This window comes from Sulfitobacter sp. IGS-18, from assembly GCF_059628195.1.
The window spans coordinates 538,296-563,897 of the sequence record NZ_CM184556.1 but is presented as its reverse complement, the minus strand read 5'-3'; the positions used below and the strand labels follow the sequence as shown (position 1 = coordinate 563,897).

The following is a 25,602-nucleotide window of genomic DNA, read 5'->3' as shown; positions in this document are numbered from 1 at the left end:
CCGGCGTAGGGTGCGCATTCATGCGCACCGATATCTCACACACGTTCCATGTCATATTCGCCGCGCTGGCCGGTGCCATAGCGTTGCAGCGCGCCTTCCTTGCCCACCGCGTTGGGGCGCTGGAAAATCCAGTTCTGCCAGGCCGTCAGCCGGCCAAAGATGCGGGTTTCCATCGTCTCCGGCCCGGCAAAGCGCAGGTTCGCCTCCATCCCCGTCATCGCATCGGGGCTGAAGGAGGCACGTTCTTCCATGAACAGGCGCACCTCGTCCTCCCAGTCGATGTCGTCATAGGCATAGGTGACCAGCCCCAGTTCTTCGGCCTCATCGGCCTCCAGCGCCGCGCCGATGGAACCCCGCAGGCTTTCCACCTGCTCCGGCGTGCCCAGGAACCGCGTTTGCAGCCGCGTCAGGTCATTGCCCATCGGGTAAGTGCCGAAATTGCCTTCGGACAGGGTGATGGCTGCCATGTGGCGATTGTCGCCGTCGAATTCCTCAAGCATCATATAGCTGCGGTCCACCGCCCAGAGCAGTTCGGCCAGCGGCCCGGCAAAGCAGGACCCATGTTCCACGATCGCCACCAGCGACCGCGAGGTCATGTCGATCCGCTTGAGCACGCGTTTCCAGTATTGCAGCACCTCGTTGGCCAGCCAGTGATCCTTGTTGCCCAGCAGCAGCGCCTCATGGGCCATGACCTTTTCGGGGTCTCCCTGGGTCTGGAATTCGATCAGGCCCAGTTCCTTTTCATTGTTGCGCAGGTGCAGGATCGCATCGTCCAGCTCGCGCGCGCAGCGCAGCAGCCAGGTTTCCGCCCCCTCGGCGGTAAATGCCGCCATATCAGCAGGCGCATCCGCATCCGGGCCCTTGATGGTTATCGTGGCGCGCGCGCCCTTGCGGTTCAGGGCGACCTCGACGGTGGAATAGGTGACGCCATCCTCGGCAAAGCTGCGGCTGATCGGGGTCAGCGTGATGCCCTCGGCCACATCCGCCTTGTCGGAAGCGGCCGCCAGTTCGCGGGCGCGTTCCAGCACCGCCTCGTCGAACCTGGAGTTCGGAAATACCTCGTCCACCAGACGCCATTCGACCGCGCGCTTGCCCTTCACCCCTTCCTCGATGGAGCAGAAGACATCCGCAAGATCCCGGCGCACCTTGCGCTTGTCGGTCACACGGGTCAGCCCGCCGGTGCCCGGCAGCACCGCCAGCAGCGGGACTTCGGGCAGGGCAACCGATGACGTGCTGTCATCGGTCAGCATGATGTGGTTGCAGGCCAGCGCCAGTTCATAGCCGCCGCCCGCGCAGGCCCCTTTCACCGCGCAGATGTAGTTCTGCCCGCTGTCGGCCAGCGCCGCCTCATAGGTGTTGCGCGTCTCATTGGTGAATTTGCAGAAGTTGACCTTGTGGCTGTGCGCGGCACCGCCCAGCATGCGGATGTTGGCCCCGGCACAGAACACCTTGTCCTTGGCCGATTGCATCACCACCACCTTGACCTCCGGGTGTTCGAACCGCATCCGCTGCACCACATCGGCCAGTTCGATGTCCACGCCCAGATCGTAGCTGTTCAGCTTCAGCTCATAGCCGTCGAAAAGCCCGCCCTTTTCATCCACATCCATGAACAGATGGGCCACCGGGCCGTCATAGGTCACTTTCCAGTGCCGGTATTTCGACGGGTCCGTCTGAAAGTCGATGATCTTGGTCATGGGTAATCCTTTCACAGCCTGCCTGGACCTTTTGGTGTATTATAATTCCATCCCCTTGCGGGTAAACCAGTGAACTTGCCAGAATTCGCCGCTGTTTTTGCAGTATTATGCATATCTACGTGGTTTCCAGCGTCTTTCGCGTCTGCACCACCCAATGCCGGACCTCTGCGACCTCCAGCCCCAGAATCCTGGCTGTTGCATCGCAGCGGGCCAGATGCCCCTCCACCATGTTGCACAGCCGCCAGGCCGCGCGGGGCCGTTGCATGGTGATCTTGAGCCGCGCATTGGCCAGCTGGATCAGCGCCTGGGTCATGTCGCGCTCCTGCGACCCTTCCGGCGTGCGCATCCAGACCGCCTCCAGCACCTCGTGACACTCCCAGTAATAGCCCGCATCGAAATAGGCCCGCCCCGCCTGCCAGGCCGCCGTGTGGTGCAGGTCGGCGACCGCGACCTCATCGGTCACGCTGGCCTTTATCCTGTCGAACCACCCTTCCGGGTGGCGGCGCGTCACGCCGGGGACATAGACGTGCGGTGGCAGTTCGGGACCATCCGGCGCGTCAGGCAATACGGACCTCTTCCCGCTCCAGCCGGTGCAGCCTTGCGCAGAATTCGACGATCGCCGCCTCTGTCTGCTCGGGATACTCAAGATGCGGCGCGTGGCCACACCCCTCCAGGATCAGCGTCTCCAGCGGGGAATAGATGCGCGCTTCGATCTCGCTGATCTGGGCAAGGGTGCCGTAAGGGTCCTCCCGGCCCTGGATCGCCAGCACGGGAATGCGCAGGTGGTCGATGCAATCGGCCACATTCCAGCTCTCGAAAGCCGGGTCCGTCCAGGCGTCGTGCCAGCCGTTGAAGGCGGAATCCACATCGCGGTGATACTTTGACAGACGATTGCGCAGGGTGCCCTCGCGGTACGCCTTTCCCGCCGCGCGGATGGCCGTCAGCCCCTCTGCCTCGGCAAAGAAATGCGGCGCGATCAGCACCAGCCCCCGCACCCGCATGTCGGAGACGGAGCCGCCATAGATGGCGGCAATGGTGGCACCGTCCGAATGGCCCAGCAGCACCGCCTGGGCAATCCCGGCGGCATCCAGCAGCGGGCCCAGCACATTCTCTGCCTCCAGCGACATGTAGTTCAGCGGGCGCGGCAGCGTCGCGGGGTCGGAGCCGCCATAGCCCGCCCGCGCATAGGCCAGCACACCAAATCCCGTCGCCGCCGCGAGACGGGCGGGCAGGTCGCGCCATTGCGCGATGGAACCAAGGCCTTCATGCAGCATGACCAGCGTTGGTGCCTGATCCGGCGCAGGGCCCCAGCAGCCGTATTCCAGCGCAGAGCCCCCCAGTGTGATCCGGTCAGCCGGTTTCTCGCTCCATTCGATTGCCATCAACAGTCCTCTCTCAGCTTGAAACGCTGGATCTTGCCCGTCGCTGTTTTAGGTAGCTCTTCGACCACCTCGATCCAGCGCGGATATTTCCACTTTCCGATTTTCTCTTTCACATGGTCCTTCAGCACCTCGCGGAGCGCCTCCGGGTCTTCCCCCGCCTGCAAAACAACAAAGGCCTGTGGTTTCTCCAGCCCTTCCGCATCGCGTTTGGCCACCACCGCGGCCTCCAGCACCGCCGGGTGGCTGATCAGCGCGCCCTCAACCTCGAAGGGGGACAGCCAGATGCCCGAGACCTTGAACATGTCATCGGTGCGCCCGCAATAGACCAGCCGCCCATCGGCGCGTTTTTCGTATTTGTCGCCGGTCCGGGTCCAGACCCCCTCGAAGGTGCTGCGCGACTTGTCGCGCTGGTTCCAGTATCCATTTGCCGCCGAAGCACCGTTGACCAGCAATTCGCCGATGCCGCCCGCCGCGACCTCCTCGCCATTCTCGTCGACCAGCCGCAGGGCATAGCCCGGCACCGCGCGGCCCGAGGTGCCATAAACGATGTCGCCCGGTGCGTTGGACAGGAAGATATGCAGCATCTCGGTGGAGCCGACCCCATCCAGAATGCCGACCCCGGTGTGCTTTTCCCAGCGGATGCCAACATCCTCCGGCAGCGCCTCGCCCGCCGAGATGCAGACCCGCAGCGGGGCCTTTGGCGCGCCGTCGCGGTTCATCTGGGCAACCATTGCCGCATAGAGGGTTGGCACCCCGCAAAAGATCGTGGGTTTGTGGGTCCCGATCGTTTCCAGCATGCCGGGGGGAGTCGGCCTGCCGGTGTAAAGGATCGTGCTGGCCCCCACCGAAAGGGGAAAGGTCATGGCGTTGCCCAGCCCATAGGCGAAAAAGAACTTGGCCGCCGAGAGCACCACATCATCCTCGCGGATGCCCAGCACTTCGGCGCCATAGGTGTCGGCGGTGGCACGCAGGGCGGAATGGACATGGGCCACGCCCTTTGGCTGACCGGTGGAGCCTGAGGAATATAGCCAGAACGCAACCGCGTCGCTGCTGACCGGCAGGGTATCCTGCGGTGGCGCATCTGCCGTGAAAGCGGCAAAATCCTGGGTGCCTTCGGGCGCATCGCCGATCACCACCACCTGGCGCAACCAGGGGTTATCGGCGATGGCGGGGGCCACCACCTCCCACAGGGGGGCCGAGACGAAAAGGATTGCGGCGCGCGAATCGCGCAGGATCGCGTCATAGACAGGGGTCGCCAGCAGGGTGTTGAGGGGGACAGGCACCACTCCCGCCTTGATCGCGCCCCAGAAAATCTGCGGGAATTCGATCTGGTCCAGCACCAGCATCGCTGCGCGTTCCTCGGGGCGGATGCCCGCATGGGTCAGGGCCCCGGCGACCTTGGCCGCCCCTGCCGCCATCTGCGCATAGCTCAGTTTGCGCCCGGTTTCAGCCTCGGTATAGGCAATCTTCTCCCCCCGCCCCTCGTCCATATGGCGGTCCACGAAATAGGTAACGGCATTCGCTTGTATTGACTGCATCTCTTCCTCCCACGGTAGAGGCAGTGTGCACTTGAGTGCCGCAGCCGCAAGCTATGCGGAGAAGAATTGCACTTTAGTGCAAGATGCGGATCACATCCGGGGTTTCCGGGCAAAACAGACGCGCCACCAGTGCGGCCCTGCGGGACAAAAAGCGGGGGAAGTTGAGGTTGCCTTTCGCCGTTGCCTCCCCCTCTGCCATCGACGCGGGTTCTGCCAGGACGATGGCGGCACAGACCCGCCCGGCACTGCCCGCCGCAGTGGCGGCGAGCGCGGTCAGGCGCTGTGCCAGTTCGGCCTCCAATGCGGCGCATTTGAGCACGCCTGCCGCTTCGGTAACCTCCCAGCCCTTTGCTGCGATTGCGGCACGGTTCGGCAGGATCATGGCGCGCACGTCGTCACGCCCCTCGCCGGCAATCACGACATCCTGCGCAAAGGGGGCAAGGGCCGACAGCAGATCAAGCCGCAGGTTCGCCGCGCGCACCCAGGTGCCGGATGTCAGCTTGAAATCTTCCGACAGGCGTCCGTCAAACCGCAGGCCCCGGTTCGCATCCGCAGGGTCCACCAGCCGCATTGCATCGCCGGTGATAAAGAACCCCTCGTCGTCAAAGGCTTCGGCCGTCTTTTCGGGGTTGTCCAGATAGCCGCGGGTGATGCTGCCGCCCCGGACACGCACGTCGCAGCGCATGTCGGCATCCGGCACCAGCTTGACCTCGATCCCGGGCATCGGGACCCCAACGATACCGGCACCTTTCGCCGGCTCATGGCTGATCAGGCAGCCGGGCGCGGTTTCGGTCAGGCCCCAGGAGGTGGTGATCAGCGGCAGCTTCCCGCCCGCCGCCAGCGCCAGACGCTCCAGCGCCGCCCAGGTGTCCTGCGGCAGCGAGGCGCCAGCATAAAAGATCATGTCGAGATCGGCAAAATAGGTATCGCGCAGGGCCGCGTCCTGCTCCAGGGCGCGCACCAGCTGCGCAAAACCTACCGGCACGTTGAAGCTGATCGTGCCCGGGATCAACCCGAGGTTTTCAACCGTGCGGTCGAACAGCCCCGGCGCTGGCTTGCCATCGTCCACATAAAGACTGCCGCCATTGGCAAGCATGAGGTTGAAATTATAGGAGCCGCCAAAGGTATGGTTCCACGGCAGCCAGTCCACGATCCGCGGCGCGCGGGCAGAGAGGAACGGCAGGCAGGCCGCGATCTGTGCCTGGTTGGTGGTCAGCATCCCATGTGTGGTCAGCACGCCCTTCGGTGCCGAGGTGGACCCGGAGGTCAGCAGGATCTTGGCCAGCGTTTCCGGCCCCACCGCTGCGGCGGCGGCGGTGATGTCGGCCCCTGAAGGCACCAGCAGATCGGCAAGGTCCGTTGCCCCGCTGTCACCCGGCGCAGCGGAAAGCGCCTCGACCCCGGCAAAGTCGTCCAGCGCAAGCGCCGCCGCGTATTGCGTGGCGTCGGCGGCAAAGACCAGACCGGGCCGCGCCAGCGCCGCCGCATGGGACAGGCGCGGGTGGGCCGCAGGGATCAGGCTGTATTGTTCAGCCACCGGGATCGTGGGGATGCCCACGTATTGCGCCGCCAGTGTCAGCAACCCGTGATCCACACCATTGCCGGACAGGATCATGATCGGCCTGTCCAGGCCCAGGTCGCGCTTCACCAGATGGCTGGCGATGGCGCGGACCCAGGTCAGCGCCTGCGCATAGGTCACCTCGCGCCAGCCCTGCCCCTGGCGTTCCGCCAGGAACACCGCATCGGGTGTTTTTGCCGCCCAATGATCCAGCCAGTCACCGGTCCGCCGCGCGACCGGCCCCAGCGGCAGGTTCGACCGCATCAGGAAGCTGCCATCCGCCCGCTCTTGCAAGGTGACATCATGCGGTTTCAGGTTCAGATGCGACGTCATGGCAAGGGGGCCTCCCCTAGGACAACAGGAAAAGGGTGATGCCGGGGAAGGCAACAAGGATGATGACACGCAGGATGTCGGAGCCGACAAAATACATCACCGCCTTGTAGGTTTCCGTCATCGGGGTTTCGCGGTCCATCGTGTTGATGATGAACAGGTTCATCCCCACCGGCGGCGTGATCAGCCCTACCTCCACCACGATCAGCACCAGGATGCCGAACCAGATCGCCACATGTTCCGGGCTCATCCCGAAATCCATGGCAGAGACCACCGGGAAAAAGATCGGCACGGTCAGCAGGATCATCGACAGGCTGTCCATCAGGCAGCCGAAGATCAGGTAGAACAGCAGGATGATGCAGAGCACCAGAAGCGGGCTGAAGCCCTGGTTCACCACCCAGTCGGCCATGAACTGCGGCACGCCGGACAGGGCCAGGAACCCGTTGTAGAACCCTGCCCCCAGCACGATGAAAAAAATCATCGCGGTGGTCTTTGCCGTGCCCAGCAGGCTGTCGCGCAACACCGCCCAGTTCAGGCTGCCCGACAGCAGCGCGACCAACCCGGTCCCTGCGGCGCCGATGGCAGAACCTTCGGTCGGGGTGAACCAGCCCAGGTAGATGCCGCCGACCACGATGAAGAAGATCACCAGCACCGGCCAGGTATCGGCCAGCGCCCGGAACCTTTCGGCCATGGGAACAGCGGGGCGCGTGCCTGCCGCCCTGGGGTTCAGGCGCACATAGATCGAGATGGTGATGATATAGCCGATGGCGGCAAGGATGCCGGGAACGAAAGCTGCCAGGAACAGCTTGGCAATGTTCTGTTCGGTCAGGATCGCATAGATCACCAGGATCACCGAGGGCGGGATCAGGATGCCCAGCGTCCCGCCCGCCGCCAGCGTCGCGGTGGAGAAACCGCCCGAATAGCCGTAGCGCCGCAGCTCCGGCAGGGCGACCTTGGACATGGTCGCCGCCGTGGCCAGGGAAGAGCCGCAGATCGCGCCAAAGCCTGCACAGGCCCCGACCGCCGCCATGGCGACCCCGCCCCGGCGGTGACCGAGGAAGGATTCCGCCGCCTTGAACAGCGCGCTCGACATGCCCGACAGGGTGGCAAACTGGCCCATCAGCAGGAACATCGGGATGATGCTCAGCGAATAGCTGGAAAAGGTCGTGTAGGTTTCTGACTTCAGCTTGGCCAGAAGCGGTGTCGGGTTGCCGCCCATGAAGAAGTACCAGCCGCCAAAGCCGCAGAGCATCATGGCAAGCCCGATGGGCGCGCGCAGGAAGACCATGATCAGCAGAACGGGAAAGGACCAGAAGCCCAGCTCAAGACCGCTCATGTCAGTGCCCTTCCGCTTGGTTTGGCAGCAGGTCGCGTCCGGTAAGCGCCCCCGCCAGGCGCAGGGCGGCGCAATAGACCGCCACGATACAGGCGACCACCCCGGCGGCAAAACTGCAGGCATAGGCCCACCAGACCGGGAATTGCAGGAACAGCGTTGTCTCGCCATTGCCGAAGTAGCGTTCCAACCCGCCGAAAAGCCGCCAGATCAGCAGGATCACGACCGCTGTCAGCACGATCTCCCAGATCGCGGCCAGCCAGCGGTTGAAGGCATCCGGCAGGGCCGCGGTGAAAATGTCGACGGTGGCATGTGAACCGTGCAGCTGGCAGATCGGCAAAAAGGAAAAAATCGCAAAGGCAACCCCGGCTTCCAGCAGTTCATAGCTGCCGTTGATCTCTCCGATCCCGAGATCGAGCAGAAACTGCGAAACCCCGGTCAGCATCCTGTCGAAGAAATCCGCATGCAGGAACTTGTTCACCGAGCGTCCGATAATCGACAGCGTGGTCAGCAGAATCAGCGCCAAGAGAACGAAGCCCCCCAAAAGCGCCGTAACGCGTGCAAGGGCGTGGACAATATTGCGCATCCGCGACAACCTTTCGGTAAAATAGTGCCAAAAAACCGACCCGCAGCATGCAGGCTGCGGGTCGGTCAAACGCCGGGCGTTTTACTGCTGGTAGGCGTCCATCAGCGACTTCGCCTCGTCGATCAGAGCCTGACCGTCGATGCCCTTGTCCTGCATGTCCGCAACCCATTCCTCGTAGATCGGCTGGGCCGCATCGCGCCAGACCTGGGTCTCCGCATCGTTCAGCGTGACGATGTTGTTACCCAGATCAACGGCAAGCTGACGGGCGGGGCCATCGGCATCCGCCTGGGTGCCGCCCGCGAAGATCGAGAACTCCAGACCGGAGTTGTCGTCGATCACCTTTTTCAGATCATCGGGCAGGCTTTCATAGCGGTCCTTGTTCATCGCCAGCACGAAGGTCAGCGTGTAAAGCGCACCGTCGAATTCGGTGTGGTTCTTGACCAGCTCCGGCACCTTCAGTGCTGCGGTGACTTCCCAGGGGATCGTGGTGCCGTCGATGACACCCTTGGACAGACCTTCGGGGATCGCCGGAACCGGCATGCCGACCGGTGTCGCACCGGTGATTTCCAGCAGACGGTTCACCAGACGCGAGCCGCCGCGGATCTTCATGCCTTCCATGTCGGCGGGTGTGCGCACTTCCTTGTTGGCATGGATCAGACCGGGGCCGTGGACCCATGTGCCCAGGATGTGCACATCCTTGAATTCGCCGTCCTTCATGTGCTTTTCGAACATCTGCCAATAGGCAGAGGATGCCGCGCGCGCGTCGTCGACCATGAAGGGCAGTTCAAAGACTTCGGTCGACGGATAGCGGCCGGGCGTATAGCCGACCACGGTCCAGACAATGTCTGCAACCCCGTCGATGGCCTGGTCCATCAGCTCGGGCGGGGTGCCGCCCAGTTGCATCGACGGATAACGCTCGACCTTGATGCGGCCTGCGCTGTCCTCTTCGACCTTGTCGGCCCAGACATCGAGTACCAGCTTGGGCACGTTGGCCTGCGGCGGCAGGAACTGGTGCATGCGCAGGGTGACATCCTGCGCCATGGCGGTGGTTGCTGTGAGCGCCGTTGCCAGTGCGGCACCTGCTGCCCCCAGAAGCGTTCTGCGAAACATCATGTGGTCTTCTCCCATTAAGATTCCCGACCTCGCCCTTATCACCGGACGATGGCCTTTTGTGCATGCTACTGGATCAGACAATACCAGCGTATCGGCGTCAACAAAGGCTTGGCTCCAAGTCGGCCAATTCAGCAAAATCGCCAATTGCGCGGCGATTTAGGCATTATAGTTCCTGACAGGCTGCCCTGGACCGGGGGAAACAGGCACCGGAAGGCAGCGCCCGACCTGGAGGGCGATCAGAGCTTTGACGCGGAGAGGAACGTCTCAATCCGCGGGCCGGTCATGGCTTGGCAAAGGGTGCAAAATCGCCCTCCTGGCGGGAGGTCGGGCGGGAAGTTGGCCAGACCAAGCAGCAACGGGACGGCAAGTTCCGCGAAGGCAACCATGGCACGTCCAACGTCTGGTCTGGATCAGAAATGTTTGCCCCTCGGGCCAGTATCGCATGGCAGCACCCGCTGACGGGATTTCAGAAAATCCACCGCGCCGGGTCAAACCCCGTGACTGCCGCACTATGGCGGCCTGCACAAAGGGGGATATGGTGGCGTTAGGTGGACTCGAACCACCGACCTAACGATTATGAGTCGTTCGCTCTAACCAACTGAGCTATAACGCCATGAGCGCGTGGACTATGCCAGCCCACCGCGCCCGTCAAGCATAAAACCAACTTGTTTTGTCCCGAACCGGGCCGCAGCGCGCCGGGCCGGTACAAAGCTCATTCAATTGCCCCGGCGCTGCCCCAATCTGGCCCGATACTGCCCCTATCCCACCTGCTGAGATGACCAAAAGCAGGTGAACCGCGCCCGATGCCGACCGACATGAGCCCCGATTACGTCACTGCCCGGCCCCTTGCCCCTCTGGCGGGGCTGGCCGCCCTCGACCCGCGCCGCTGGTTTGCCGGGCCGGAACTGTTCCTGATCGCGCTGATCGCCGCCACCGGAGCCGTTGCGCTGATTCTGTCGGTCCTCTTTGCCCAGGCCGTTGCCTGGAACGCCTTTCTGATCAGCTTTGCCCCGAGTGCCGGGCTGATCCTGTTGGGGGCCTATGTCCGCAGCGCAAAAAACATGCCCCGCGCCGCGGTCTGCGCCATCGCCACAGGCATCTACATCGGCTTTTCCGGGGTGATCACGATCCTGATCTATCTGCGCTTTCCGATCACGGTGCCCCTGCTGGACGCGGATCTGATGCGGCTGGATGCGCAGATCTTCGGGTACGATTGGCAGGGGTTCACCACTGCCATTGCCGCCTATCCCGTGATCGGCCGTGCAATCGGCTGGGTCTATGGCAGTTCGCTGATGCAGCTTTTCGCGGTGATCTTCATGCTGGGCTACCTCGGCCGGTCCGTCGCGCTTTACCGGGTGTTGATCACCGGCACGGTTTCGCTGCTGCTGGCCGTCGCCTTCTGGTGGCTCTGGCCCAGCCTTGGCCCCTCGGCTTATGTCACGCTTCCTGCAGAAACAGAACGCGCCCTTGGGCTGATCCACGGACAGGAGGCAGGTGCCCGGCTGCGCGACATGGCGCAGAACGGCAATGCCGTGATCACGCCACAGATCATCATGGGAACCATCGCCTTTCCGTCCTACCACACGGTTATGGCCTGTCTTGCGGTCTGCTTTGTTGCCGGGACAGTGATCTTCTGGCCGATGCTGCTGATCAATATCGCGATGCTTCCCGCGATCCTGTCCCATGGCGGCCACCACTTCAGCGATGTCCTCGGCGGGCTGCTCACCTTTGCCCTCGCCTATGGCTTTGCCCGCCTGACGGTACCAGAAAAATCAGCCCGGCCGGACCCGGGCGCAACTTTCTGACGGAATATTTCAAAACTTTCCAAACTTTTGAAACTAATGCCATCAGGCGTTCGTTGATCCCCCATACGACACAGATTTTAATGTTGGGAGACAAAATGAATACGCTGAAAATGACACTTGCCGCTTCTGCCATTGCCCTGGGGACAACCGCCGCTTTTGCTGCAGAAAATCCCATGGTTGGTGGCGCGGAAATGTTCTCCGACAAGAACATCGTCGAAAACGCCGTGAATTCGGCGGATCACACAACGCTTGTTGCCGCGGTCAAGGCGGCAGGTCTGGTTGAGACGCTGGCGGGCGAAGGCCCCTTTACCGTCTTTGCCCCCACCAACGAAGGCTTCGAACGCCTTGAAGACGGTGCCGTCACCACTTTGCTGGAACCGGCCAACCGTGATCTGCTGACAAAAACACTGACCTGCCACGTTGTTGCCGGCAAGGTCACAGCCGAAGCGCTGACCGGCATGATCGCGGCAGATGGCGGCAAGCATATGGTCCCCACAGTTGGCGGCTGCATGCTGACCGCGTCAATCGCTGACGATGGCCGTGTGCTGATCACCGATGAAAACCAGAACGGTGCCTTCGTGACCATCGCGGATGTGAACCAGTCGAACGGCGTGATCCACGTGATTGACGGCGTGATGCTGCCCAAGCAGTAAGCCACCGCACTGACCGGCTGAATACCTGACCCCCGGGCTGCAAACCCCGGGGGTTTTGGCGCGGGAAATGCCGGGGCATTTTGCACGCTTGACCTGTCGACGCCTCTGGCACAGCATGGGTTCATGACACCTGGCAAAGCATATCTGGATGCTGACGCCATCCACAGGCTGGCAGGCCGATCCGACGCCATGGGCGCCTGGCTGGTGGTCCATTGCTGGGGCGTGATCCTTGGCGCTGTCGCCCTGTTCGCCCTCTGGCCCAATCCGCTGACCTTCCTGCTGGCGGTCGTGCTTATCGGCTCGCGTCAGCTGGGCCTTGCCATCCTGATGCATGACGCCGCGCATAACGCCTTGTTCAATAACCGCAGGATCAACGAATTCGCGGGCGAATGGCTCTGCGGTCGCCCGATCCTGGCGGAGCTTTCCAGCTACCGCCATTATCACCTGACCCACCACCGTTATACCCAGACCGAAAAGGACCCCGATCTGGTCCTCTCCGCCAAGTTCCCGACAAGCCACGCCAGCCTGCGGCGCAAGTTCATCCGCGACCTGACCGGGCAGACCGGGGTTCGGCAGGTGGTCGGGCAGATTGTCATGTCCTTCCGGCTGGCCGGGGATGACGACGCAATCGCGGCAGCAACCGAGGATGCCGCGCTGGCGTTCAAGGCGCGGGACCTGTGGAAATCCCTCCTGGTCTTTCTGGGCGTTGCCCTGTTGATGAGCATCCTCGGGCAATGGTGGTACGGTCTGGCCTTCTGGCTGCTGCCCTATTTCACCTGGTTTCAACTGGTCCTGCGTATCCGCAACATTGCGGAACATGGCGCGACGGAACAGTCGGAGGACCCGCTGCGCAACGTCCGCACCACCCGCGCGGGCCCCATCGCCCGTGCACTGCTCGCGCCCTATTGGGTGAATTACCACCTGGAACATCACATGGTCATGCATGTCCCCTGCTGGCGCCTGCCCGACCTGCACCGCGCGCTTTGCGATGCCGGTATCGGGGACCGCATGCGCATCTCGCCCAACTATGGTCGCGCGCTGGCAGAGGCCGGTTGGTAGAACCGCTCCGATCAAGACGCTATCGTCGGTTGTCAGCCCGTGCAGGCGCTGCGCTGAAACGGCTCCCTTTCCACCTGGGGCTATGATAGAGCGGCCTCAATCAACCAACCTGCTTCCCCGCCCCGGGCCCAAGCACCGCAACAGATGAGTTACGAAGATGAAGAAAATTGCACTGGTTCTCGTGGGCCTCATCGCTGCACTCCACTTCTATATCGCCTGGTTTGAGATCTTCGCCTGGACGTCGCGCGGCCCGAAAGTGTTTACCTCGATGCCGCCCGAGCTTTTTGAACCGACCATCCAGATGGCCGCCAACCAGGGCTTCTATAACGCTTTTCTCGCGGCCGGGCTGGTCTGGTCTCTGCTGATCAAAGAGGAGAAATGGCAGTTCAGAATTGCCGCCTGTTTCCTGACCTTCGTTGCCCTTGCAGGGGTCGGGGCCGCGGTGACTGTTGCGGTGAAATCCGGCCTTCCGCAATTCGTGCCCGCCAGCATCGCCCTGGCGTTGCTCGTGCTCTCAAGGAAGCAAGGCCCGTCTTCCCTGTCGTGACCTGACGACCGGATCAATGCGCCGGGGCGGATACCGCGTCCAGCAGGGTGCGCCCGCCGTCGATCACCATGATCTCTCCGGTCATGAAACCGGAACTCTCCGCCGCCAGGAACTGCACCGCCTCACACAGTTCGTTCGGTGACGCGATGCGCCCCAGCGGCGTGTTGTTGCGGATGTTGTCGCGCCACTCGCGGTTTTCGGCCACGGCGGCGCGCAGCGAGGCGCTCATCACGCTGCCAAAGGAAATCGCGTTGACCCTGATCCGGTGCTGGGCCAGCGACAGCGCCATCGAGCGGGTCATCTGCTGCACCGCAGAGGCGGCGATGGCATAGCCCATCAGTTCCGGCCGGGTCTGCTTGCAGGCGGTAGAGCTGAGGTTGATGATCGAACCGACCTGCGCCTTGGATTCAGGGTCCGCCTGTTTGATCATCCGCCGCGACACCGCCTGCGTCAGGTGCAGGGCCGTCATCAGGTTCTGATCCAGCAGGGTTTCGACAGAGGTGTCCTCCACATCCAGCGCGTCGGTTGTCATCACCTGGCGCGAGGCATTGACCAGAATATCCACCTGGTCAAAGGCATCTATGGTTGCGGAAATCAGGTTTGCGATGGTCAGGCGCTGGCGCAGGTCGCCGGCAAAGGTGCGGATGTTGCCCTCTTCCTGCTCATCGCCCAGTTCATCCATCAGCATCTTTTCATCCGCATCGGCGCACATCACGTTGGCACCCGCATTCGCCAGATGCCGCGCAATCGACAGGCCGATGCCATTGGCCGCGCCGGTGACAATTGCGGTCTTGCCGGAAATCGAAAAAGACATCGCTATCCCTTCTCAGATATGCTCAGCGCCGCTGGCGCGTCGGTTTGGCTGCATGGAACAGCTTGAACCTTGCATCGCCGCCCAGTTCATCAACATGGGCAAAGTTCTTCTTCAACTCGGCCTCATAAGGCAGGTGACGGTTGGCAACCATCCACAGATTGCCATTGGGTTGCAACAGTCTTGACGCCGCCGCGACAAAGGCCTGGCCGATCTGCGGCTCGGCTGCGCGGCCCTGATGGAACGGCGGGTTCATCACGATTGTGTCCATCCGATGCGGCGGCGCCCATTTGGTCGCGTCTTCCCAATGGAACTTGGCACGCTCGTCGGTCACGTTGTGCCGCGCGCATTCCAGCGCGCTGTGCCCGGCCTCCACCAGATGCACGGTCTGGACGCTCTCCCGTGTCAGGACATGGGCCGCCAGAAACCCCCATCCTGCACCCAGATCGGCCACTTCGGCACCCAGCTTCTCGGGCAAGGCATCAACCAGAAGCGCCGATGCCAGATCGACCCCATCGGCAGAGAACACGCCCGGCGCTGTCCAGAACCCCTCTGCCGTCTGCGCGGGCAGTTGCAGCCAGTCGGCAAAGAAATCCTTGGCGGCAGGGTCGATCCAGAACAATTTGCCATGCGCCTTGGAAATCGGACCATTCACGGTGACACGCTTTTTCATCTCGCGAAAAATGGAATCAATGCCATCGGTCTTCTGCCCGTCGATCACCACGATCCCGTCGCAGGCCTCGCAGGCCCGGGCGATCAGCGCGCGCGCCTCGGCCTTGGCGCGGGGCAGACAGACAATCGCGGCGGCATAGCGGTCGCCGATCATGTGAATCGCCTTGTAACCGCGCGCCTCCCAGCTGTCGTAAAGTGGCTTGAAGTCCTGCACGATATGGCAACGGTCAGGATCCAGACCCGGCAGCCGGGCCTCTGCATTGGGGTGAAATACGGCGATCAGCCCTTGCTCAGGCAGGTCGAGCCCGCCTTGCAGCGCCAGATCCAGTCGTGCGTCAATCACACGCTATTCTTCTTTTTCCATGGTGCATTGCAGCGGATGCTGATGCCTGCGGGCAAAATCCATCACCTGCGCAACCTTGGTCTCTGCAATCTCGTGGCTGAACACACCCACCACGGCCAGGCCCTTCTTGTGAACCGTCAGCATGATCTCGAAGGCCTGGGCATGGTTCAGACCAAAGAACCGCTCCAGCACATGCACGACAAACTCCATCGGGGTAAAGTCGTCATTCAGCAGCAACACCTTGTAGAGCGGAGGCCGCTTTGTCTTGGGCTTGGTCTTGGTCAGCAGATCGGTCTGACCGTCATCGTCCGACTTGTCCGCCATCATGTGTTCTTCAAGGCGCATTGCTGCTCCGACAGGTTGCTGTGCGTTGGTGAGTCGTATGAGCGTCTATATAACCTGTTCCTGTATTGAGAAAAGAGGCAGCTTGGAAATGGCACTTGCATTAACTACAATCGGCTTTGATGCGGACGATACGCTTTGGCAAAATGAACAGTTTTTTGCCATGACCCAGGACCGTTTTGCCGATCTGCTGGCCGATCACGCGGACAAGCCCGACCTGATGGCGCGGCTGATGCAGGCGGAACGGCGCAACCTTTCGCACTACGGATTCGGGATCAAGGGCTTTACCCTGTCGATGATCGAAACTGCAATCGAGATCACGCAAGGCAAGGTGCCCGCCACCGTGATCGGCGAAATCCTCGATGCCGGGCGCGATATGCTGTCCCACCCGGTCGAACTGCTGCCGGGCGTGCAGGACACGCTTGCAGCGCTCCGGCCCGATCACAAGCTGCTTCTGATCACCAAGGGTGACCTGCTCGACCAGATGCGCAAGGTGGAGCAATCCGGGCTGCGCGAACATTTCGACGCCATCGAGATCGTCTCCCACAAGACCCCGGCCGAATATACCGAGATTTTCCGGCGGCATGGCACCGGCGCCGACCAGGGGCTGATGGCAGGCAACTCCATGTCCTCGGACGTTCTGCCGATGCTGGAGGCTGGCGGATGGGGGGTTCTGATCCCCCACGGGCTGACCTGGGCGCTGGAACACGCCAAAGCACCCCAGGATCACCCCAGGTTCGCGGAGATCCCCGATCTGGCGCATCTGCCGGCGCTGGTCGCACAGTGCAAATCAGCCGGCTGACCGGTCAGGCGCGCCACAAATTCAATAATGGCGTGACCGCCAAACTGCCGCCACAATCTTGCCTTAATCGCCCCTATTGTGGCATCAGATTTTCCTCCCCCTAGATGTGGACGATACCCGGCCCTTTTTTCGCTGATTTACCAGTACGTTATGCCTTTCCCGAAATCGGATCCTGTGTTACCTTAACTGTAATCAAATTGTGGCCAGTCGAAAAATCGGCGGTCCAGAGGCAGTAAAAGGCAGGTTTCCAATGAAGGCGCGGCGCATTCAGCCGGCCCGTTTCGGGCTATTTTTCCTCGCAGCACTATGGCTTCTGGTCATTCTGCCGCTCAGCGCCATCGCCGCCCCCTATGCTGCTTATGTGATCGACGCCAGGACCGGAAAGGTCCTGCATGCGCAAAACGCCGATACCCGGCTGCACCCTGCTTCCCTGACCAAGATGATGACGCTTTATATCGCCTTCGAGGCGATCGAACGGGGTGAAATTTCGCTCGATACCAAAGTGACGGTCTCGCAGAATGCCGCGTCCGAGCCGCCCAGCAAGCTGGGTCTGCGTCCGGGTCAGAAGATCGCGCTGCGCTATCTGATCCGCGCCGCCGCCGTGAAATCCGCCAACGACGCCGCCACCGCCATCGGCGAGGCAATCGAAGGGTCCGAAGCCAAGTTCGCCCGCAGGATGAACCGGACCGCCAAATCGCTGGGGATGACGCGGACGACCTTCAAGAACATGCACGGGCTGACCGAGGCGGGCCATCTCTCCACCGCCCATGACATGACGCTGATGGGGCGGCACCTGCTGTATGATTACCCGCAATACTACAACCTGTTCTCGCGCATCGAGGCCGATGCCGGGGTCAAGAAGGTCAGCCACACCAACCGGCGCTTCCTGACCTCCTACAAAGGCGCCGACGGGATCAAGACCGGCTATACAAGGGCGGCGGGTTTCAACCTGACCGCCTCTGCCGAACGTGGCAACGAGCGTATCATCGTGACCGTTTTCGGCGGTCAGTCCACGGCATCGCGCAATGCCAAGGTGGCCGAGCTGATGGATCTCGGATTCCGCCGCGCGCCGTCGAATGCCCCCCTGCGCAAGCCCCAGCGTGAAACGGTTTACGCCGATGTCGAGGACGACAGCGCAGGTGCCGTACCGGGTGGTGCCGGCAAGACGATCCGCCTGGTCGGCGCGGTCAAAAGCTCCAAGCGGCCGCAATTGCGCCCCGGCAGCGACGCGCCTGTCATGGTGGCCTCTGCGGAACCTGTCGTGACAAATGCAGACATCACCGCAGCCCTCAAGGAAGCCGTGCAGACTCCGGCCCCGACACCGGCGAAACCCGTCGAAAGCGACGCCGTGGTCACCCTCGCTTCTGCGGCGCAGGCTTCCGTGCGCCCGACCCTGCGGCCCAGGGCCTCAGACGCCCCCGCAGCCGCAGCGGCAGCCCCGGTGGAGCAGGAAGTGGTCACCCGGCTGTCCACATCGGGCGGACGCCAATGGGGCGTCAACGTGGGCCGCTATCCCAGCCGCTATGCCGCCGAAAAGGTGCTGCTCAAGACCGCACTGGCAGAAATGGCAACCCTGGACGGCAGCCTGCGCAAGGTGGTGCAGCGCCCACAGGGGTTTGATGCCAATTTCCTCGGCATGACCCGTGACAGCGCCGACCTGGCCTGCCGCAGGCTGGCCGCGCGCAACGTCAGCTGCTTCATGATCGGGCCCGGCTGACCGCCTGATCCTGCGCCGCCTCACGGCGAATCCAACGCACGAAATCCTTCAGCGCGGGCCGCATCACGCCGGGCCGCGTGACGATGTTATAGCCCGATCCGGGTCTTTCCGTCCGGTGCATTTCCCGCAGCCGTCCGGCGGCAATGTCGCGTGCCACAAACAAAAGCACCGTCACCGCCACCCCCTGCCCGTTCCGGGCCCCGTCAAGCAGCAGATTGCCCGGGACCTGCATCAGCGCCTTCGGAGCCAGCGCGCCATTGCCGAAACGGCGCAGCCAATCGGTGCTTTCAGAGGTGCTCGCCTCCTCCAGCCAGGGGTAGCCAGACAGGGCATCAATCGGCGGCAAGGGCCCCTCCCCCACCAGCGAGGGCGCCGCAATCACCACCATGGGGGATTCCAGCAGCAGCTCCGTTTCCAGCCCCGGCCAGGGGCCGACGCCGTAACGGATCGCGATGTCAATGCCATCCGGCGAGAGCGGCGCAAGCGCCGGCGTGGGATCAAGCCGCAGATTCGCCTCCGGATGCTGGGCGCGAAACGACGGCAGGCGCGGCATCAGCCAGGAGGCGGCAAAGGTCGGTGTGCAGGAGATATGCAGGGGCCGCTCGTCCCGCGTTCCGGTGATTTCCTGCGCCGCCTCGATCATCGCGGCAAAACCCGCGTGCAGCGCCTTGGCCAGCACCTCGCCCGCCGGGGTCAGGCGCATCGACCGGCCCGACCGATCCAGCAGCGCCACATCCAGATGTTTCTCAAGCACCCGCAATTGCTGGCTGATCGCCGCATGGCTGACCCCCAGCGCATCACCCGCCGCCTGCACATTGCCGCTTTGGGCAAAGGCGGAAAAGGCCCGCAGCGCGGCCATCGGGGGCAGTTGCTTCCAGTCCATATGCAACCCTGACTTACATGTAGAAACGATACATGAGTCGCATTTTGCCGGGAAATGCCCAGTATTGAAAGGGTGAAACGCAGCATAAGGAGAGCCCGAAATGTTAAGTATCTACGCATCCGCCATGCAAACAGCGACCCGGACCGACCGTCTCTCTGTCCGCAGCATACTGCCCGGCGCAAAGTCATTGCGCCTGCGCTGGTGGCAGCGCGCCAGGACCAGCTGCATCGACCTGAGCCGCCTGTAACCGGTCTGAACATGGGGAAAGCAGGCGCGGGCGCGCTCAGACACCGGCCCGGCCGCTTTCAACCGCAGGCAGCGCAAGCGCCAATTCAGGCCGCCGTGGCCCCGGCGGCCTGCGCCGTTTTATTCGAATAAAACGGTCCGGAATTTTCGAAAATTCCGCCCCCGCCGCTCAGGTCGTGGCCTGCAGCAGGGTGCGGGTATAGTCGGTCTGCGGATTGTCATACAGATCATCCACCGGCCCGTATTCGATCACATCGCCCCGTTTCATCACCATGACCTTGTGCGACATGGCACGCACCACCCGCAGGTCGTGGCTGATGAAAAGATAGGCCAGCCCGTATTTCCTTTGCAGGTCGCGCAGCAGTTCGACGATCTGGACCTGCACTGTCATGTCCAGCGCCGATGTCGGCTCGTCCAGCACCAGCAGACGGGGGCGCAGCACCATGGCGCGGGCAATCGCGATGCGTTGCCGCTGACCGCCGGAAAACTCGTGCGGGTAGCGGTCCATCGTGGCCGGGTCGAGCCCCACTTCCATCATCACCTCATGCACCAGAATCCGCTGATCCTGGCCCTTGCCGACCCCGTGAATTCCAAGACCCTCGGCGATGATCTGGAAACAGGTCATGCGCGGGCTGAGCGAGCCGAACGGGTCCTGGAAGACGATCTGCATATCCGCCCGCAGCCGCCGCAACTGCCGGGTCGACCATTGCCGCACGTCCTGCCCCATGAAGGTGATCCGCCCGTCCGACTGGATCAGCCGCATGATGGCAAGCGCCATTGTCGTCTTGCCCGATCCGCTTTCCCCCACGATGCCCAGGGTTTCCCCCGCGTGCAGCGTCAGCGACATGTCGTTGACCGCCTTCACATGGCCCACGGTGCGCCGCAGCAGGCCGCGCTGGATCGGGAACCAGACCTTGAGGTTCTCTGTCGATACGATCTCGGGCGCTTCCGCAGGGGCGGGCGCGGGGCTGCCCGTGGGTTCGGCGCTGAGCAGCTTCAGCGTATAGGGGTGCTGCGGATTGTCGAAAATTTCCCGCGTCGGCCCCTGCTCCACGATCTCGCCTTGCTGCATCACGCAGACGCGGTCGGCGATGCGGCGGACAATGCCGAGGTCATGGGTGATGAACAGCAGCCCCATGCCCTCGCTGTCCTTGAGGTCCTTCAGCAGGTCGAGGATCTGCGCCTGGATCGTGACATCCAGCGCCGTGGTCGGCTCATCCGCGATCAGCACATCGGGCTTGTTGGCCAGCGCCATGGCGATCATCACCCGCTGGCGCTGCCCGCCGGACAATTGGTGCGGATAGGCCCCCAGGCGGCTTTGCGCATCGGTGATCCCGACCTTTTCCAGCAGTTCGAGAATCCGCGCACGCGCCTGCGCGCCGGTCAGGCCCTGATGCAGCGCGATGCTTTCGCCCAGCTGCTTTTCGATGGTGTGCAGCGGGTTCAGCGATGTCATCGGCTCCTGGAAGATAAAGCTGATGTCATTGCCGCGCACCTTGCGCAGCAGTGCCGCATCCGCACCGATCATCTGCTGGCCGTCATAGGTGACGGAGCCCGACACCTCGGCGCTGTCGCCCAGAAGCGACACGGTCGACAGGGCCGAAACCGATTTGCCCGATCCGCTTTCGCCCACCAGTGCCACAGTCTCGCCCCGTTCCACGGAAAAGGACACACCGCGCACCGCATGGGTCAGCGCGCCGTCCTGCCGGAACGAGACGTTCAGGTTGCGGACATCCAGCAGCGCTGTGCTCATCCGCGCACCCCCTGCCCGATTTCTTCGAAGAAATCGGTCCGGAATTTTCGAAAATTCCGATCCTGCGTCATGTGAAGGTCTTTCTTGGGTCAAAGGCGTCGCGGATACCTTCAAAGATGAACACCAGAAGCGACAGCATGATCGCAAAGGTGAAGAAGGCAGTGAAGGTCAGCCAGGGGGCCTGCAGGTTCTGCTTCGCCTGCAGGGTCAGCTCTCCCAGCGAGGGGGCAGAGGACGGCAGGCCGAAGCCCAGGAAATCGAGGATCGCCAGCGTGCTGATCGTGCCGGTGATGATGAAGGGCAGCATGGTCAGCGTCGCCACCATGGCATTGGGCAGCATATGGCGGAACATGATGGTGGCATTGCCCACGCCCAGCGCGCGGGCGGCGCGGACATATTCCAGGTTCCGGGCGCGCAGGAATTCGGCGCGTACCACGCCCACCAGCGCGGTCCAGGAAAACAGCGTCAGCAGGATCACCAGCAGCCAGAAACTGCGCCCCAGGATCGCGAACATGATGATGATGACATAAAGCGACGGGGTCGATGACCAGATCTCGATGATCCGCTGAAAGATCAGGTCGAGCCAGCCGCCAAAGAACCCCTGTACCGCCCCGGCAAAGATGCCGATGAGCGAGGCAAGCCCGGTGACGATCAGGGTAAAGATGATCGACAGGCGGAAGCCATAGATCACCCGCGCCAGCACGTCGCGCTTGGTGCCATCGGTGCCCAGCAGGTTCTGGCCATTGGGCGGCAGCGGTGCGGCACCGGGCCGGTCCACCGCAGTGTTGAAGGAATAGGGAATCGGCGGCCAGATGCTCCAGCCCTTCTCGATCGCCTCGCCTGCGACCATGCCGTCCTGCGCATCCGCAATCAGCGCCCCGGGGTCGTCGAAACACTGCTCCAGCCCGCCGGTCGCGATCAGGCATTTCACCTCCGGGTCGCGATAGACCGCCTCGGTCTGGAAATCACCGCCAAAGGCCGTTTCGGGATAGAAGCTGAAGATCGGCATGTAATATTCGCCGCGGTAGTTCACGAGGATCGGCTTGTCGTTGGCGACGAATTCGGCAAACAGCGAGATGCCGAACAGGATGGCAAAGATCCACAGGCTCCAAAAGGCCCGGCGGTTGCGGCTGAAATTGCGCCAGCGCCGCTTGTTCAGCGGCGACAGCCAGCCGCGCGGGGCCTGGGGTACGGGCGGGGGCGCATCCTGACCGGGGGCGCGTTCGGGGATCAAATCAACCTGTGACATCAGCCTTCCCGCCGCTCGAAATCAATGCGCGGATCCACCAGCACGTACATCAGGTCCGACAGGATGCCGACAATCAAGCCGATCAGGCCAAAGATGAACAGGGTGCCGAAGACGATGGGATAATCCCGCGCCACCGCGGCCTCAAAGCCGAGCCGCCCAAGCCCGTCCAGCGAAAAGATCGTCTCGATGATCAGCGAGCCGCCAAAGAAGACGCCAATGAACACCGCCGGAAAGCCCGCGATCACGATCAGCATGGCGTTGCGGAAGACATGCCCGTACAGCACGCGCCGCTCCGACAGGCCCTTGGCCCGGGCGGTCATGACATAGTGTTTCTTGATCTCGTCCAGAAAGCTGTTCTTGGTCAGCAGGGTCAGCGTGGCAAAGGCGCTGATGGTCGAGGCCAGGACAGGCAGGGTGATATGCCAGAAGTAATCCACGACCTTGCCCATCGGCGACAGGCTGTGCCAGTTGTCGCTGGTCAGCCCCCGCAGCGGGAATATCTGCCAATAGGATCCGCCGGCAAACAGCACCAGCAGCAGGATCGCAAACAGGAACCCCGGTATCGCATAGGCCGCGATGATCGCACCCGATGTCCAGGTATCGAAGCCGCTGCCATCCTTGATCGCCTTGCGGATGCCCAGCGGGATCGACACGATATAGGCAATCAGCGTCGACCATAGCCCCAGGGTGATCGACACCGGCAGCTTTTCCTTGATCAGCTCGATCACCGAAATCGACCGGAAATAGCTGTCGCCGAAATCGAACCGGGCATAATTCCAGAGCATGTTGAAGAACCGCTCGACCGGGGGCTTGTCAAAGCCGAACTCCTTTTCAAGTTCTTTGATGAACTCCGGCGGCAGCCCCCGCGCGCCCACATAAGCGCTGTCATTGGCGGTCAGACCACCTGCACCCGCATCCTCATTGGCCCCTGCAAAACCGGCAAAGACATCGCCGCCACCCTGAATCCGGGCGATGGCCTGCTCCACCGGGCCGCCGGGCACGAACTGGACCAGGGCAAAGTTGATCAGCATGATCCCCAGCAAGGTCGGGATGATCAGCAGCAATCTGCGAAGGATATAGGCACCCACGCCGCGTTACCTCAATGCGCCAGAAGCCTTGAGGGCGTCCGCCTTCTCCTGATCGAACCACCAGAAATCAAGATTGCCCAGGGAGAACGGCGGTATCGTCTCGGGATGTTCATACTGGTTGTAATAGGCCACCCAATATGTCGGCTTGTACCATGTCGGGATCATGATGAACTCATATCTCAGCGCCCGGTCCAGCGCGCGCAGCGCGACATCCGTGTCTTCCAGCGTCTCGGCGCGCAGGGATTTTTCAAGGATCGCATCGACCAGAGGGCTGGCGAGGCCGGCCGGGTTGAAAAGCGAATATGCCGCATCTTCCGACCCGAAACGCTGGGTCAGGCCACCGCCGGTGCTCAGATAGGATGAATAGGAATCATAGACGAGATCATAATCGCGGTCACGCTCGCGCAGGGTGTATTGCGACGGATCGACGGTCTGCAGCTCGGCCTCAATGCCGAGGTTGTTCACGTTGGAGATGAAGTTCTCCATCACCGCCCGCAGGGTGGCCGAGCTTGACGCATTGAACAGGAAAGTCAGCTTGAGCGGCTCCCCCGCCGCATTGCGGCGCTTGCCGTCGGACCCGACCGGCCAGCCGGCCTCGTCCAGCAGCCCCATGGCACGGCGCAGATTCCGCCGGTCCAGCAGGCGGGAGGGATCAGAGGTATGCGGCATGCGGACCTCTTCGGTCAGCATCTCGGGCGGCACCAGATCGCCGAGGGATTTCAACAGCTCCAGCTCCGCCCCTTCCGGGGCGCCCGTCGCCATCAGCTTTGTGTCCTGCGAATAGGACGCGCGCTGCTTGAACAGCCCGTATTGCAGCGACTCGTTGGTCCATTCAAAGTTGAACGCCAGCGCCACCGCTTCGCGCACGCGCTTGTCCTGCAACACTTCACGACCCAGGTTGAACACGATCCCGGCCGCATCGGGCGGCGCACCGTCGGGCAGTTCCTCGCGGATGATATCGCCGTTCCGGACCTTGGGAAAATCGTAGCCTGTCGCCCATTTCTTTGAATCACCCTCGGTTTCAAAGGTGAATTCACCGGCCTTGAACGCCTCGAAAGCCGAGGTATCGTCGCCGAAATACTCGATCCTTATGGTGTCGAAGTTGTTGCGGCCCACGTTGAACGGCAGGTCCTTGCCCCAGTAGTCGGGGTTGCGCTTGTAGACGATGCGGCGGTTCACATCTATGCTGTCGACCATATAGGGGCCCGAACCGGGGGATATTTCCAACCGGGATTCATCCAGCCGCGCGCCGCTTTCCTCGTACCATTTCTTTGACCAGATCGACATGTTGCCAACCGTCTCGATCAGGCTGCGGCGCGACACATCGGGGGCAAAGTAATACTTGATCGTATGTTCGTCGATCACCTCGATCTTGGGGATCAGCTTGCGCACCGCATCGGCATAAGACTTCAGACCCTGCTCAAGGATCAGGTTCTGGCTGAACTCCACATCATATGCCGTCAGCGGCGTGCCATCGGAAAACCGGGCCTCGGGGCGCATGTGGAAGATCACCCAATCCTTGTCTTCAGGATATTCCAGGCTCTCGCAGACAAGGCAATAGGCCTCGCCATAGACATCCGCAGGCGCGGCAGAATTCACCCCTTCGCCCAGCAGGCTTTCATACATCACCGTCGACAAGGCCCCGCCACGGCCCTTGCGGGTATAGGGGTTCATGGAATCGAAGGTGCCGACGACGCCGAGGGAAATCTCGCCCCCCTTGGGCGCATCGGGATTCACATAGTCGAAGTGGGTGTAATCCGCAGGATATTTCAGATCGCCGTAAAAGGAATATCCGTGGCTCTTGATGATCTTTTCGTCCTGGGCGGCTGCGGCAGTGGCAAGCCCAAGTGCCAGACCGATCACCAACAGCGCGTTCCAGGCTGTCCAAAGCCGGTTTGCAGGGGGCAGTTCGGCGGCGCGGGACTGGGATCGGATCATCAGGCTCTCCTTTGAGGGTCTCAAATCGTCTGTTCAAACCAGATGTAAGCTAAAGGCCAACGCCGCCAAGATACAAGTTGCGAATATGTAATCTTGGGGCCGCGCCTGCGCAGACATGCAAAAGGCCGCCCAAATCGGACGGCCCTTGCATCAATCGCGT

Annotated in this window: 23 protein-coding genes and 1 tRNA gene; 7 read left to right on the top strand and 17 right to left on the bottom strand. The window is 62.4% G+C overall.

Annotation, left to right across the window (positions count from 1 at the left end):
* Window positions 1–35: 35 nt before the first annotated feature.
* From boxC to ACWNZ3_RS02625, 9 genes are all read right to left on the bottom strand, one after another.
* Window positions 36–1,694 carry a 2,3-epoxybenzoyl-CoA dihydrolase gene (boxC, locus tag ACWNZ3_RS02665; RefSeq protein ID WP_496901086.1) on the bottom strand — a complete coding sequence of 553 codons (1,659 nt, stop codon included), beginning with the start codon at window positions 1,692–1,694 and terminating at the stop codon, window positions 36–38.
* Between the two features lie 115 nt (window positions 1,695–1,809).
* Window positions 1,810–2,259, bottom strand: a complete 450-nt coding sequence (locus ACWNZ3_RS02660; RefSeq protein WP_496901085.1) for a DUF309 domain-containing protein — start codon at window positions 2,257–2,259, stop codon at window positions 1,810–1,812.
* Window positions 2,252–3,076: an alpha/beta fold hydrolase gene (locus ACWNZ3_RS02655; protein ID WP_274573153.1), complete on the bottom strand. Its 825-nt coding sequence runs from the start codon at window positions 3,074–3,076 to the stop codon at window positions 2,252–2,254. The genes ACWNZ3_RS02660 and ACWNZ3_RS02655 overlap by 8 nt, the downstream gene beginning before the upstream one ends.
* A complete protein-coding gene (locus ACWNZ3_RS02650; protein WP_496901084.1) occupies window positions 3,076–4,614 on the bottom strand; it encodes a benzoate-CoA ligase family protein in 1,539 nt (512 codons plus the stop codon). The genes ACWNZ3_RS02655 and ACWNZ3_RS02650 overlap by 1 nt, the downstream gene beginning before the upstream one ends.
* 73 nt (window positions 4,615–4,687) lie before the next feature.
* Window positions 4,688–6,505 carry an AMP-binding protein gene (locus ACWNZ3_RS02645; protein WP_496901083.1) on the bottom strand — a complete coding sequence of 606 codons (1,818 nt, stop codon included), beginning with the start codon at window positions 6,503–6,505 and terminating at the stop codon, window positions 4,688–4,690.
* Between the two features lie 16 nt (window positions 6,506–6,521).
* The gene (locus ACWNZ3_RS02640; RefSeq protein WP_114277429.1) at window positions 6,522–7,838 is read right to left on the bottom strand and encodes a TRAP transporter large permease; all 1,317 of its coding nucleotides are present in this window, start codon (window positions 7,836–7,838) and stop codon (window positions 6,522–6,524) included.
* Window position 7,839: 1 nt separating this feature from the next.
* Complete coding sequence (locus ACWNZ3_RS02635) at window positions 7,840–8,421, bottom strand: TRAP transporter small permease (RefSeq protein WP_269364154.1); 582 nt, start codon at window positions 8,419–8,421, stop codon at window positions 7,840–7,842.
* Between the two features lie 81 nt (window positions 8,422–8,502).
* Window positions 8,503–9,534: a TRAP transporter substrate-binding protein gene (locus tag ACWNZ3_RS02630; RefSeq protein ID WP_269364152.1), complete on the bottom strand. Its 1,032-nt coding sequence runs from the start codon at window positions 9,532–9,534 to the stop codon at window positions 8,503–8,505.
* A 536-nt stretch (window positions 9,535–10,070) separates the two neighbouring features.
* A tRNA-Met gene (locus ACWNZ3_RS02625) sits at window positions 10,071–10,147 on the bottom strand.
* A 190-nt stretch (window positions 10,148–10,337) separates the two neighbouring features.
* On the opposite strand from ACWNZ3_RS02625, the gene ACWNZ3_RS02620 reads away from it, so the two are divergent.
* The 4 genes from ACWNZ3_RS02620 (at window position 10,338) to ACWNZ3_RS02605 (ending at window position 13,598) form a co-directional block, all read left to right on the top strand.
* Window positions 10,338–11,339 (top strand): phosphatase PAP2 family protein, encoded by a 1,002-nt coding sequence (locus ACWNZ3_RS02620; RefSeq protein WP_496901082.1) that lies wholly within the window; start codon window positions 10,338–10,340, stop codon window positions 11,337–11,339.
* 95 nt (window positions 11,340–11,434) lie between these two features.
* Window positions 11,435–11,992, top strand: coding sequence for a fasciclin domain-containing protein (locus tag ACWNZ3_RS02615; protein ID WP_496901081.1), 558 nt, complete (start codon window positions 11,435–11,437; stop codon window positions 11,990–11,992).
* Window positions 11,993–12,115: 123 nt separating this feature from the next.
* Window positions 12,116–13,051: a fatty acid desaturase family protein gene (locus ACWNZ3_RS02610; protein WP_496901080.1), complete on the top strand. Its 936-nt coding sequence runs from the start codon at window positions 12,116–12,118 to the stop codon at window positions 13,049–13,051.
* Between the two features lie 157 nt (window positions 13,052–13,208).
* The gene (locus ACWNZ3_RS02605; RefSeq protein WP_496901079.1) at window positions 13,209–13,598 is read left to right on the top strand and encodes a DUF1304 domain-containing protein; all 390 of its coding nucleotides are present in this window, start codon (window positions 13,209–13,211) and stop codon (window positions 13,596–13,598) included.
* Between the two features lie 13 nt (window positions 13,599–13,611).
* Here the strand turns inward: ACWNZ3_RS02605 and ACWNZ3_RS02600 are convergent, their stop codons facing one another.
* From ACWNZ3_RS02600 to clpS, 3 genes are read right to left on the bottom strand one after another with little or no spacing between them, the layout of a single operon-like run.
* Window positions 13,612–14,412, bottom strand: a complete 801-nt coding sequence (locus ACWNZ3_RS02600) for an SDR family NAD(P)-dependent oxidoreductase (RefSeq protein WP_269364146.1) — start codon at window positions 14,410–14,412, stop codon at window positions 13,612–13,614.
* Window positions 14,413–14,434: 22 nt separating this feature from the next.
* On the bottom strand, window positions 14,435–15,424 hold the full coding sequence (locus tag ACWNZ3_RS02595) for a class I SAM-dependent methyltransferase (protein ID WP_496901078.1): 990 nt from the start codon (window positions 15,422–15,424) through the stop codon (window positions 14,435–14,437).
* Between the two features lie 3 nt (window positions 15,425–15,427).
* Window positions 15,428–15,769 (bottom strand): ATP-dependent Clp protease adapter ClpS, encoded by a 342-nt coding sequence (gene clpS / locus ACWNZ3_RS02590; protein WP_067294983.1) that lies wholly within the window; start codon window positions 15,767–15,769, stop codon window positions 15,428–15,430.
* Window positions 15,770–15,857: 88 nt separating this feature from the next.
* Here clpS and ACWNZ3_RS02585 point away from each other — a divergent pair, with 88 nt between their 5' ends.
* The gene (locus ACWNZ3_RS02585) at window positions 15,858–16,568 is read left to right on the top strand and encodes an HAD family hydrolase (RefSeq protein ID WP_269364143.1); all 711 of its coding nucleotides are present in this window, start codon (window positions 15,858–15,860) and stop codon (window positions 16,566–16,568) included.
* A gap of 250 nt (window positions 16,569–16,818) precedes the next feature.
* Entirely contained in the window at window positions 16,819–18,285 is a 1,467-nt protein-coding gene (locus ACWNZ3_RS02580) for a D-alanyl-D-alanine carboxypeptidase family protein (RefSeq protein ID WP_274573162.1), read from the top strand.
* On the opposite strand, the gene ACWNZ3_RS02575 is transcribed toward ACWNZ3_RS02580, so the two are convergent.
* On the bottom strand, window positions 18,266–19,168 hold the full coding sequence (locus ACWNZ3_RS02575) for a LysR family transcriptional regulator (RefSeq protein WP_496901077.1): 903 nt from the start codon (window positions 19,166–19,168) through the stop codon (window positions 18,266–18,268). The genes ACWNZ3_RS02580 and ACWNZ3_RS02575 overlap by 20 nt on opposite strands.
* Window positions 19,169–19,268: 100 nt before the next feature.
* Here ACWNZ3_RS02575 and ACWNZ3_RS02570 point away from each other — a divergent pair, with 100 nt between their 5' ends.
* Window positions 19,269–19,415 (top strand): hypothetical protein, encoded by a 147-nt coding sequence (locus ACWNZ3_RS02570; protein WP_496901076.1) that lies wholly within the window; start codon window positions 19,269–19,271, stop codon window positions 19,413–19,415.
* Window positions 19,416–19,583: 168 nt separating this feature from the next.
* Here ACWNZ3_RS02570 and ACWNZ3_RS02565 read toward each other — a convergent pair whose 3' ends face one another.
* The 4 genes from ACWNZ3_RS02565 to ACWNZ3_RS02550 all read right to left on the bottom strand — a co-directional run bounded on the left by ACWNZ3_RS02565 (window position 19,584) and on the right by ACWNZ3_RS02550 (window position 25,442).
* Complete coding sequence (locus tag ACWNZ3_RS02565) at window positions 19,584–21,167, bottom strand: ABC transporter ATP-binding protein (protein ID WP_496901075.1); 1,584 nt, start codon at window positions 21,165–21,167, stop codon at window positions 19,584–19,586.
* Window positions 21,168–21,234: 67 nt separating this feature from the next.
* Complete coding sequence (locus ACWNZ3_RS02560) at window positions 21,235–22,416, bottom strand: ABC transporter permease (RefSeq protein ID WP_496901074.1); 1,182 nt, start codon at window positions 22,414–22,416, stop codon at window positions 21,235–21,237.
* Window positions 22,416–23,504: a microcin C ABC transporter permease YejB gene (locus ACWNZ3_RS02555; protein WP_496901073.1), complete on the bottom strand. Its 1,089-nt coding sequence runs from the start codon at window positions 23,502–23,504 to the stop codon at window positions 22,416–22,418. The genes ACWNZ3_RS02560 and ACWNZ3_RS02555 overlap by 1 nt, the downstream gene beginning before the upstream one ends.
* A gap of 6 nt (window positions 23,505–23,510) precedes the next feature.
* On the bottom strand, window positions 23,511–25,442 hold the full coding sequence (locus ACWNZ3_RS02550) for an extracellular solute-binding protein (protein ID WP_496901072.1): 1,932 nt from the start codon (window positions 25,440–25,442) through the stop codon (window positions 23,511–23,513).
* Window positions 25,443–25,602: the final 160 nt, after the last annotated feature.